The 10,505-nt window shown below is 45.4% G+C and carries 4 protein-coding genes; all 4 read right to left on the bottom strand.

Going from position 1 to position 10,505, the window contains the following annotated elements; translation table 11 throughout:
- Positions 1–15 precede the first annotated feature (15 nt).
- Positions 16–3,252, bottom strand: a complete 3,237-nt coding sequence (locus tag HF312_17805; GenBank protein ID MCU7522075.1) for a biopolymer transporter Tol — start codon at positions 3,250–3,252, stop codon at positions 16–18.
- A gap of 86 nt (positions 3,253–3,338) precedes the next feature.
- Positions 3,339–5,444 (bottom strand): ribonuclease R, encoded by a 2,106-nt coding sequence (rnr, locus tag HF312_17810; GenBank protein MCU7522076.1) that lies wholly within the window; start codon positions 5,442–5,444, stop codon positions 3,339–3,341.
- Positions 5,444–9,955 carry a hypothetical protein gene (locus tag HF312_17815; protein MCU7522077.1) on the bottom strand — a complete coding sequence of 1,504 codons (4,512 nt, stop codon included), beginning with the start codon at positions 9,953–9,955 and terminating at the stop codon, positions 5,444–5,446. The genes rnr and HF312_17815 overlap by 1 nt, the downstream gene beginning before the upstream one ends.
- Positions 9,955–10,413: a D-glycero-beta-D-manno-heptose 1-phosphate adenylyltransferase gene (rfaE2, locus tag HF312_17820; protein MCU7522078.1), complete on the bottom strand. Its 459-nt coding sequence runs from the start codon at positions 10,411–10,413 to the stop codon at positions 9,955–9,957. Before rfaE2 ends, HF312_17815 begins: the two co-directional genes overlap by 1 nt.
- Positions 10,414–10,505: the final 92 nt, after the last annotated feature.

The following is a 10,505-nucleotide window of genomic DNA, read 5'->3' on the forward strand; positions in this document are numbered from 1 at the left end:
TTAAGGCCGTATGGTTTAGAAATCGGCACCCAGGGAGAAGTAATACCTGGGGGCTGAGAAATGGTCAAGGTTGTACTGCCATGCAACGTCAAATCTTACAAGGAAGTAGAGGAAGAATATTCTTGCTCCGACGCCTGTTCCCATTAAAAGATCCTTCGTTTTAATGGTGCCGTCCTGTCTTGCTAAGAGCTGCAGCTTGTTTGTCTGATCCCATGCGCTGCCTGCATCTACGAAAGCGGCTCCCAGTATATTCTGGAATAACAGAGGTACAGGACCCGTAACCAGGTACCTAATAAGAGGCATTCTGAGTTCAAGGTTTAAAAGTGAGTACTTTGTGCCTATCTTTTCAGCGTAGTTATAGCCTCTTAAAGGAAGAGCCGGCGTCAGGAACGCAAAGTCAGAAGCGTTCCTAAGCGGGATTTCACCTGTTGAGAACGTTCTGTTGATCCAGTTGTCAGTTCCTCCGATAAAGAACCTCTGCGGGTTCTCGCCACCGGAGTAGCCGCCGGAGAACCTGAATGCAAAGGCGTTATCAAACCAGAAGCGGCTGTAATGCCTGTAGTCCCATGTAAAGGAGTAGAAGCTTAAGTTTCTGGACCCGCTGTAGGGGTTTCCAAATAATGTCAGGTTATATCTTGTGCCGTCAATTGGAGCGGTATAGCCGAACATCGTATTATCGTGGACGAAACTGAGTGACGGGATAATGTACGATATTCTTTCCGGAGATTCCTGCTGATTGTCCAGATTCTCAGCCGATACGTTAAGCCAGCTTAAGCCTCCGTCTACCCTGTAAAACTTATTTAAGGGGTAGCTGGCAGAAACAATTGCACCGTAATTCCTGAATCTGAACAGGTCGGCCCTTAAAGGATCCTCGACGCTGGACCTGTCGAGATAAACAAACCTTGCGGTATGGAAAGCTTCAATACCGTAGTTAATTCTCTTCGGCAGATAATAATAAGCCAGCCCGTAGTCGCTGTTTTTAAGATCTATCTGCATGCTTGTAACGCCTATAAGGCGGTGGTTGCCCAGTACATCGCTGAAGGAGAGGACTGTTGTGCCCAGCAGACCGTAGAGTGTACTGTAGCCAGCATTGGCATAGACAACATCAGGGGAGAAACTGACCTTATATCTGTTGACAAAGAAGTTGCCGTTTTTATCCAGGTTATTTTTAAGGTTGAATTCCGGATTTCTGCCGCTTGCTGTATCTGAAGTCAGTCCCGGTTTTCCGCCGAATACGTAGCGGCTATAGTCCTTGGACGAGGTTGAATCGTGGTTAACCTCAACTTTTCCTGTAAAGATATGGGCCCTTACGGAGTCTGTCTGCGCGGTCTTTACTTCCGTTGTATCTTTCGCGGGCATTGTATTTACCGGAACAGAAACTGTAGGTGAATGAACAGCCATTGAAATGCTGTCTGCTTTTTCGGGGTGTAGGAGTCCTGCATAGTATACAGTCGGCTCGAGCACCTTTTTTGTTGTTTTGGGCTCGAAAGGATTCTGCATAAGGAAAATATTATATCCTGCATCGTAGAAAGAGCTGAAAACAAGTTTCTTTCCGTCCTGTGAAAGAGAAAGCTGATAGATTCCGTTTAATGAATTAGTAACAGGCCTCATATTGTCTGCTGTTAAAAACTGCAGGCTGTCCGGGGAGCTTGTGCTGAGGTCCATTTCATAAATATTGTTTATCCCGTTCATATTTGAAACAAACAGGAGGTGTTTTCCGTCGGGTGATACAGCAGGGCTCAGTTCATCGCTTTTCGGGAGGTTTGTCAGCCTTACGATCTGCCTTGTGGCAGGGTTCATGGCGTAAAGATCCGTCTGATGATAGTTCATATGGAAGAGGCTGAACGTATCGGTAATTGCCGCAGGGTTTATGTACTGCCCCCTGTCCGAAGAAAAATAAATGGTTTTGTCGTCAGGCGACCAGACGGGATCGGTATCTGTGAAGACATCGTCTGTAAGGTTAGTAATCTGCTTTGAATCCATGTTATAGAGGTAGAGGTCACTTTCAGCGCCGTTCTGTCCCACATAAAGGAGGTGTTTTCCGTCATGCGACCATTTCATGGATGAAATCCCGTCTAATTTAATCGGAAGGACGTCCTTGTCCTCGGATTCGACGTCGATAAGGTAAGCCACGTCATATCCGTTGCTCTTAGCCGTCAGGATAATCTTCTTCCCGTCAGGTGACCAGGTAAGTCCCGGGGCAAGTATATTCAGCTCCTCAAATTCACTAGAGCGGTTGCCCTCGATGAGTTTCTTTATAACTTTGCCGTCAATAGCATTCATGATATAAACGTCAAAGTATATATCGCGGTTTGATATAAAGGCAATCTTATCGCCCTGCGGGGAGATTGCAGGAATGACGTTATAGCTTCCGCCCCTGTCTTTTTTCTGGTCCGTCAGTTTTTTGGCAAATGAGTCGGGGTCATCCATTTTAGCTATATCGGGCCAGAAGGTTTTCTTAAGGTCTTTTTTCCATCTTTCATTAAGCTCTTCATAGTTGAGGCCGATGGAGGATTTAAGTGCCTCCTCAAAGTCGCCCGAGCCCCTGGTTTTGCTAATGATTTCGCTTATTTTTTCCTTGCCGTACTTCTGTGCAATGTAGTAAAATGCGGATTGTCCGCCCCTGTAGGCGAAGTAGCCGTAGAGCCCGTTGAGGTCGGGGAGATACTCATTTATAATAGCATCCCTGATGAACATATCGGTATTGGTATCCCAGCCCAGGGATTCATACTCTGCCAGTCCTTCATTGAACCAGAGAGGGACCTGGACATTTATATTCTTGGAAATTATATTCTGGAACGATCCGCCGTAGAACATATCGTTAATAACGGCGTGCGAAAGTTCATGATGAATAACGTGCCTGAAGTTGTTATACGATCCGTCAAAAGGCAGCACGACCCTGTTTTTGAATATTTCAGTAAAACCGCCTATGCCTTCTTCAAGGTATTCATCAGTGACATTTGTCTCCTGGAAGTCGTTATGCGACCTGTAAACAATAATGGTTATACGGTTATTGATTGCATAGCGGAAACTGTTCTGGAGAGCAACCAGTGCATCTTCGGCAGCTTTGGCCGTAAATTCAGCAAGCCTGCCCCCTCCGTCAGAAAAGTATATATCAAAATGCTTCGTCTGGATATAATACCAGCTGTAGTTTTTGTACTGCACTTTGTTTTGGCCGAATTGAGCGTCCTGGCCGTATATACCCTTAAAGGAGAGCAATAGAACAAAAAGGAAAAGAAATTTTTTACCCATCGCATTACTCTGTCGTTTTGAAATTTTTAGATATAAAATTAGACAATCAGGATATCACTTAGGTTTCACGAAAGCAGGTCATAAATTCAGTCTTCATCACTTATAATTAAGAAATCGATTTCTCTTTTTTCCTGATCCACACGGATTAGTTTTACAGTTATCTTATCCCCGAGCCTGTAAACCTTATGGTGTCTTCTACCAATTAACGAATATTTTTTCTCATCGTAAATATAATAATCGTCCTCCATGTCACGGAGTCTGATTAGTCCTTCGGCCAGGCTCTGTGTGAGTTCGACGAAAATGCCGAAACTGGTGATTCCGGAGATGACGCCTTGGAAGTCCTCGCCTACGTGGCTTTGCAGGAACTCGGTCTGTTTGAGCTTGACGGAGAGCCTTTCGGCGCTAATGGCGCTTCTTTCGGTGGCAGAGGTGTGATCTGCAATCTCCTCAAGTTCATCTAAACTGTAAAACTGTTTTCCTTCATTTTCAGTATAAAAGTGAAGGAGCCTGTGTACAACCAGGTCGGGATAGCGCCTGATTGGTGAGGTGAAATGTGTGTAGAACTTAAATCCCAGTCCGTAATGGCCTATATTCTGAGATGAATATACTGCCTTGGCCATAGAGCGTATGGCTACTTCATTTATGAGTGCCTCTTCTTCAGTTCCTTTCACACTGTCTAAGAGCTTCTGGAACTGTTTGGTTTTATTGGCCGAGGACGGGTCAAATGAATATCCCAGAGACTTTACGAAATTGGCAAATTCAAATATCTTCTCCTGGTCTGGGAGGTCGTGAACCCTGTATAGGAAGGGGAGGGGGTCTTTCTTCTTTGCGCCGCCTATATGCTTTGCCACAATCTGGTTTGCCAGGAGCATATACTCTTCAATGAGCATATGGCTTTCTTTAACTTCTTTTTTTGTGATATTTACCGGGACGCCCTTTTCATCCAGCTCAAAGCGGACTTCAGGCGTAATAAAGTTAATGCTTCCCTTGGCCATCCTTTTTTTTCTGAGTGTTTTGGCCAGTTTGTTAAGAAGCTGAAGTGTCTCTACAAAATCCCCTTCTCCTGTTTCAATAACCTCTTGCGCCTCGTCGTAAGTAAAGCGGCGTTTGCTGTTTATGACCGATTTTTTGATCTCGTAGTCAACTACCACCCCCGTAGGGGATACTTCGGCAATAACTGAATATGTCAGCCTGTCTTCAAAGGGCACAAGCGAGCAGATTCCGTTTGAGAGCTTTTCAGGAATCATGGGGATAACTTTCCCGACAAAATAAACGCTGTTGCCGCGGTTTAAGGCCGCCTGGTCTATGTGAGAGCCGTCAGTTACATAGTGGCTTACGTCGGCAATATGGACTCCGACGCGGTAGTTGCCGTTATCCATCGGTTCAATTGAAACGGCGTCATCAAAATCCTTTGCGTCTTCAGGATCAATGGTAAAAATAACTTCTTCACGCAGGTCGAGCCTTTTTTTAAGTTCTTCTTCAGGGACTCCGCTTTTAATAGATTCTGCTTCCCTTAAGACAGAGCGGGGGAATGCGTAGGGGAGGTTGAACTCACGCGCCAGGGCGGCGATCTCGGTATCGTAGGCTCCTGCCTTGCCAAGGACCTCTTTTACCTTTCCTTCGGGGTTCAGTTCAGTGCTGTTCCAGATGACTTCATGAACTACCACCTTATCGCCATGTTTAGCCCCGTGGAGGTGTTCGGAGGGGATGTAAATATCCCTTTTTATATCCTGCTCATCAGGCTTCAGTATATAAAATGAGTTCGTTTTTTCAAGTGTGCCCACTATCTCCTGGCGTCCTCTCTGGAGGACATTTATAACCTCGCCTTCCAGGTTTTTGCCCTTCTTTTTCCGGGCAACGAGGTTTACCTGCACCAGGTCGCCTGAGAAGGCTGTTCCTATATTCTGCGGGGCCACGAAGATATCGCTCATTCCCGATTCTTTCATGAGGACAAAGGCGTATCCGGCCTCAGTAATCTGGAGTGTGCCGGTAAGCTTGCCTTCCACTTTAGTATTAAGGCGGTATCTTTTACCCACTCTTTGCAGGAGCCCTTCGCGCTCCAGGTCGTGAAGCATCGCTTTTAAGGATGCATACTCATGTTCGGAGCTGATGTCCAGCTGCTTGGCTAAGTCGCGGGCTTTAATCATTCTGCCCGGATTTTTCTTAAAAAATGCTAATACTTTTTTTTTCATTAGAATATAAATTTGTAACGAAGTCCCAGCTCGTTTACTTTTTCGTTTAGTCCTGAGGTCTGAATTATGGGGTCTTTCCTTTCAAATCTCATGAGGAAATACTCACTGAATGGGTATTCAAACTTCAGGTTTGCCTTTGTAAAGTCCTGCAGCGCTTCTGTTGAGCCGCCGATTGAATAGCGCAGATTACTGACCTTGCCACTGATGCCGAACTGGTACTGGCTGCCTCTTTGTTCGAGTTCAATACTTTTAACGACGTCTCCCAACTGGCTGTTTACGTATCCGGAGACCAGGCTGCTGGCTATTGAATATCCGTAGCCGGTCAGTTTATCCCGGTATTCAGCCAGTGTGCTGCTTTGTTTTGTCTGGTCATTGGCAGTAAGTTCGGTAGGGAACTTGCCTGAAATCAGGAATGAAATGGCGTCTGCCGTATTATACTTGGGAGAGGGGGTATCATTGTCAATGTTTTCCTCCCCAACGTAAACGCCAATGTTTTCACTGTTCTGAGCAAGGCTTTTTGCAATTTCCTCTCTTGAGCCTTTAAGCTTTATTTTTACCGCTACTTTACCGGAATCCACCGGGGCATTATGGTCACCAATGTAGGTTGCAACCAGGTCCATCCTGGGGTTAGTAATATCGCTTTCAAAGTAAATAGTACCCGTAACTGTAAATGTCTGGAAGAAAGAGAGCGTGGAGCCTTCAAGGACTTTGAATTCGCCCTGTGCCACGCCGTTGCTGCCATAGGTCAGGTCGCCGTCCAGAACAGCCGTCAGCTGCTGGTTAAATTCAGGGAATATAACAATGACAACCTTCGCCTCATTATCAATTTTAATGTTGAGGTCGTAATTCAGGTTTGAGCCTGCAGCCGCACCCGCTTTCTTTACGCTGGGGGCGTATTTCTGCGACAGTGTGACGATCTGGTTAAAGTCGGCCTGTTTCTTGTCTATCTTTGAAGAATCTATTACAAAGTGATAATTAAAATCGTTTTTGTTGTCCGAAGCGTATGATGTCGAAGGAGGTACAAAGGTCACGTTTGTATTTTTCAGGAGCACCTTGCCTGTAAAATCGCTTGAGCCCTTGTCGTATGTAAAGCGCCAGCTGCCGTCGCTCTGCAGGACGAGGTCGCCGTATGCCGGCAGGACCGCCTTGGAATTAGGGCCCAGGACGGCAAGGTTGCCCGTAATTGTGGCGTCGATGGTCTCCAGGTTCGTACCCGCGAAGTTAATATTTCCTGTACCTTTGAGTGTGCCGGGGAATTTTGTCTGCCCGGTATTTTTGAGCGCAAGGTTTTCTATAGTAACAGTTTCATTTGCCAGCGTAAGATTCATATCCATGCCGTATGTGAGGTTGTTCTGCCTGAGCAGAAAGTTCGCATTATTCAGTGAGAGCTGTCCGCCGTAGACGAACTTATCCATTGTGCCGCCCACACTGAGATCTGCATTCATCTTGCCTGAAAGTTTACCTATATAAGCTGATGCCAGTTCTCCAAGAGCCGAGAGGTCGAAGTCGGTTGATTTCAAGGTTAAGTTTACGGGCTGGTTATGCACTATTCTGTCTTTAACACCCATGAACCCCAAGTCAACCGGAATGCTGCCATTCAGGGTTAAGAGGGGATTTGATTTATTATAGGCTGAATCGAGGAACACCACGTTTGTCTTCAGGAGCCTGGGTGCATAATCCAGGCTGCACTGCAGGTTTCCAAGGTTAACCTTTTCGGTTTTAATGCTGTCGACACCCAGGTTCAGTTTGATTTCAGGCTTATCCAGGTAACCGTTAGCCGTTGCGAACATATTTATTTTAGCCGAGACGTCTGTCTTTAAGCCTCCCAGTTCCTTCAGGATGTCAGTGCCCAGGTTGTCCACCTTAAGGCTCAGGTTACGCATTGATCCGTTTCCAAGTAAGGAGCCCGTGAGCAGAACCCTTGAGCCGTTCCTCCTGAGGGCAAAGTGCTGGATGTCAAAGGATTCCTTTGTATATGTTGCAACAAGAGCGCTGTCATTCTTAAGCAGGAGGTTTTTATAGTCAACGGCCAGTGTGTCAACTACAAATTTGAACTGGTTATTTGTCATATCACCGGTTCCGGCAATCTTTGCTTTTAAGGTTGTATCCATGTCTGCGGCAAAGTTATATCTGAGGACATTATTCTTCAGCCCCAGGTTGACCTTAATATTCTTAAGATCGGTGCCGGAGAAAATTCTGTTGGTTGAGAGGTTTACCTCTGCTCCTATGTTGCTGAAGGATACCTGGCGGTTATCGCGGCTTACATTTACATCAAAGGCCAAATCCGAAATGTAAACGAGATTTGACGGCATAAATACTTTGAGGTAATTAAGGTTGATATAGTTTGATGCCGTGAACTCATTTGCATCATTTGTTATTCTTCCTCCTATAATGCCGTCCATTGCAATCTTCATGTTCAGAAGTGAACCAATCAGGTCGAAATTTTTAATGTTCAGAGTGTAATTGATGTTCATATCGTTCCGGATCATCTTCGGGATTTTCGTTTCATCCAGCTTTACCTGAACGGCGAATTCCTTAGCCTTGAGCGAGTCGTTGAAGAGCGCCATGGGGTTAAACTCATAGACCTTCTTCATAACGGATTGAGAGATGATTTTCGTCTCGTAGTCCATGAGTGAATATGCATCATCAATTGAATAGTTGCCGCGGACGTTAATATCGGCAAAATCAGAAGTAATGGAAATGAGCCTTTCTGCGGGTGAAGGCTTGGTATAAACTACAGAAACATTCATCGGCTTTATAACTTTATTCCTGTAGGCGCTCTGCGCGAGGGCCAGGTTGAACTGGCTTTCCATTTTATGGAAATCGAAGCTTTTGCCCTTAAGGTTGAACGTAAAGTTCAGGTTTGATGCCATTGCCGTATCGGCGATGAATTTCTGGAGGTCCAGATTCTGAACGCTTCCTGTCATGTCGTAGACGGGGTTTTTTGTATCCCTGTAGTCAAGGCTGCCGTCAACGTTGACGCCTGCGTTTCTGGAGAGGGTGTTGAGCCTCATTATTATTCTGCCAGCGTTTGCAACGGCGTTTAGCCTGAGGGAATCGACCGTGTACTGTTTGAACTTTGAATCCAGGAGTCTTATCTGGGCCTGTGTGTTCATGCTTTCAGGCTTTGTACCTTCGCCTTTTATAGTTGCAAAGGCATTGAGATAAGTACTGACATTTGTTACAGGTTCCAGGTTCAGCTTCGAGGTCTCGAGGCTTACGTTATATTTCAGGACCGGGCTGCCGTAGTCCAGTTCGGCTTTTGAATTTACAGATCCTTCAGGGAGGTCGGCCTTAAGCGTAGTTTTGAAGCTCTTCAGATCCCCTTCGTAATCGATATTTATGTTTTTTACCTGCAGGTTCTTATATACTGGAAATTTCTGTCCCGGCATGAGATCTGCAAGGTCTGGTTCATTGATGTAGCCGTTTTTAATAGAGGCCTTAATGAACATATTTTTAGGATCGTGCAGGTTTTTAATCTGTCCCGTGGCGTTAAGATGTGTCTGCAGGTAGTCCAGCGAAAGCCTCTCCAGGCTCATGTTGCCGTAGGTCCCCGTAACCTTAAGCTTTGTCTTAAGAGTCCCTTTAAGGAAGTCAGTTGTAGCAAAAGATGCCAGGTCTGCAAAGTCAAAAACCCTTGCATTCAGCTCCACGTTAACCGGGGCGTCCTTAAGGTCCTTCATCTCAAATTTATCGAAGAGGTGAAGCTTGTCCATTGAGGCGTAAAGGTCGAAGTCCGAAGTATTGGTTTTGATTACCAGGTAGTCGACCTTGGCGTTGTGGTTTGTAAGATAAAAGTTTCCCCTTAAGTCGCGCAGGCGGAAGTTCTGCAGGTTCACTTTTGCCTTAGAGCCGCTAAGCCTGACCTGGTAGTTGTTATTGTCGATGTCTGCAAAAGCATCGAGTGCCAGATAGAAGCTGTCGACCCTTGCGTCGTTCATATTGAGGGCAGGGTATGACTTAAGGCTGTGCCTGTTTTCAAAAGCCGCATGGCGGAAGCTGATGTTGTTAAGGCGCAGGTCGGCTACCGTTATTGTAAAGGGGAACGAGGACTTTGTTGTGTCCTTTTCAGGCGGCTTTTTAGAGAGCTTTGAAATGTTATAAACGCCCAGAGAATCCTTAATGAGGTTTATTTTTGCATCGCTAAGCTCAACTGAGCGGACGTAGATCTTTTTAAGCAAAAGCTGCAGGGGGCTCATTTTAACTGCAAGGCGGTTTGCATAAAGAAGCGTATCGCCTTCAACAAGCAGTGAAGTGTTTCTTAAAGTAAGCGATGTAAAGAGTGTTCCGTCGATCTCTCCGATATTCAGTTTCCCGTTAATAGATTTATTAACCTCGGAAATAACCTCTTTGCGGAGGAACTCGCGGAAAGTTTTTGTCTGTGTAAACCCAGTAAACAAGACCATGAACACAGTAAGCCCTATCCAGAAGTAAAGGAAACCGTTCACGATTTTCCTGAACGCGCTTTTCTTCGGCTTAACTGTTTTTGGCTTTGCTGGTACTGGTTCCATTACTTACTATAACGCTCTAAAATAGTGTTTATAATTTTGGAAGTTGACTGCTGGCTGACGAACTTTATTGTTCTGACTTCTCCGCCATTTTCTTCCACCGTATCGCGGCCGACGATGTTCTCAACGCTCCAGTCGGCCCCTTTTACAAGTATGTCGGGTATGAGTTCATGAATAAGTTCTCCCGGCGTATTCTCATCGAAGAGTGTCACATAATCCACAGCTTTAAGGTTAGCAACCAGAAAAGCCCTCTCTGCCTCAGATATTATGGGTCTAAGCTCTCCCTTGATATTTCTTATCGAGGAGTCGCTGTTCATCCCAACGATTAAAATGTCGCCAAGCGCCTTGGCTTTTGATAGGTAGTCCACATGTCCGGCATGAAGAATATCGAAGCAGCCGTTTGTAAAGACCACCTTTTTCCCCTCGTCTTTGAGTTTCCTGCGGACGGAAACCATCTCCATTCTATTTAAAATATTATTTTCCACTTAAATTCCGAATTCTTTAATGATATATAATGTTTTTTACCCTTTTGGACCGCTATAAGTTTCAGCGC

The organism is Ignavibacteria bacterium (assembly GCA_025612375.1).
Lineage (GTDB): Bacteria > Bacteroidota > Ignavibacteria > Ignavibacteriales > SURF-24 > JAAXKN01.

Bases quoted from the DNA above. Each gene is read 5' to 3' on its own strand.
- HF312_17805 (MCU7522075.1), bottom strand. From the start codon at position 3,252: ATGGGTAAAAAATTTCTTTTCCTTTTTGTTCTATTGCTCTCCTTTAAG.
- rnr (MCU7522076.1), bottom strand. From the start codon at position 5,444: ATGAAAAAAAAAGTATTAGCATTTTTTAAGAAAAATCCGGGCAGAATG.
- HF312_17815 (MCU7522077.1), bottom strand. From the start codon at position 9,955: ATGGAACCAGTACCAGCAAAGCCAAAAACAGTTAAGCCGAAGAAAAGC.
- rfaE2 (MCU7522078.1), bottom strand. From the start codon at position 10,413: ATGGAGATGGTTTCCGTCCGCAGGAAACTCAAAGACGAGGGGAAAAAG.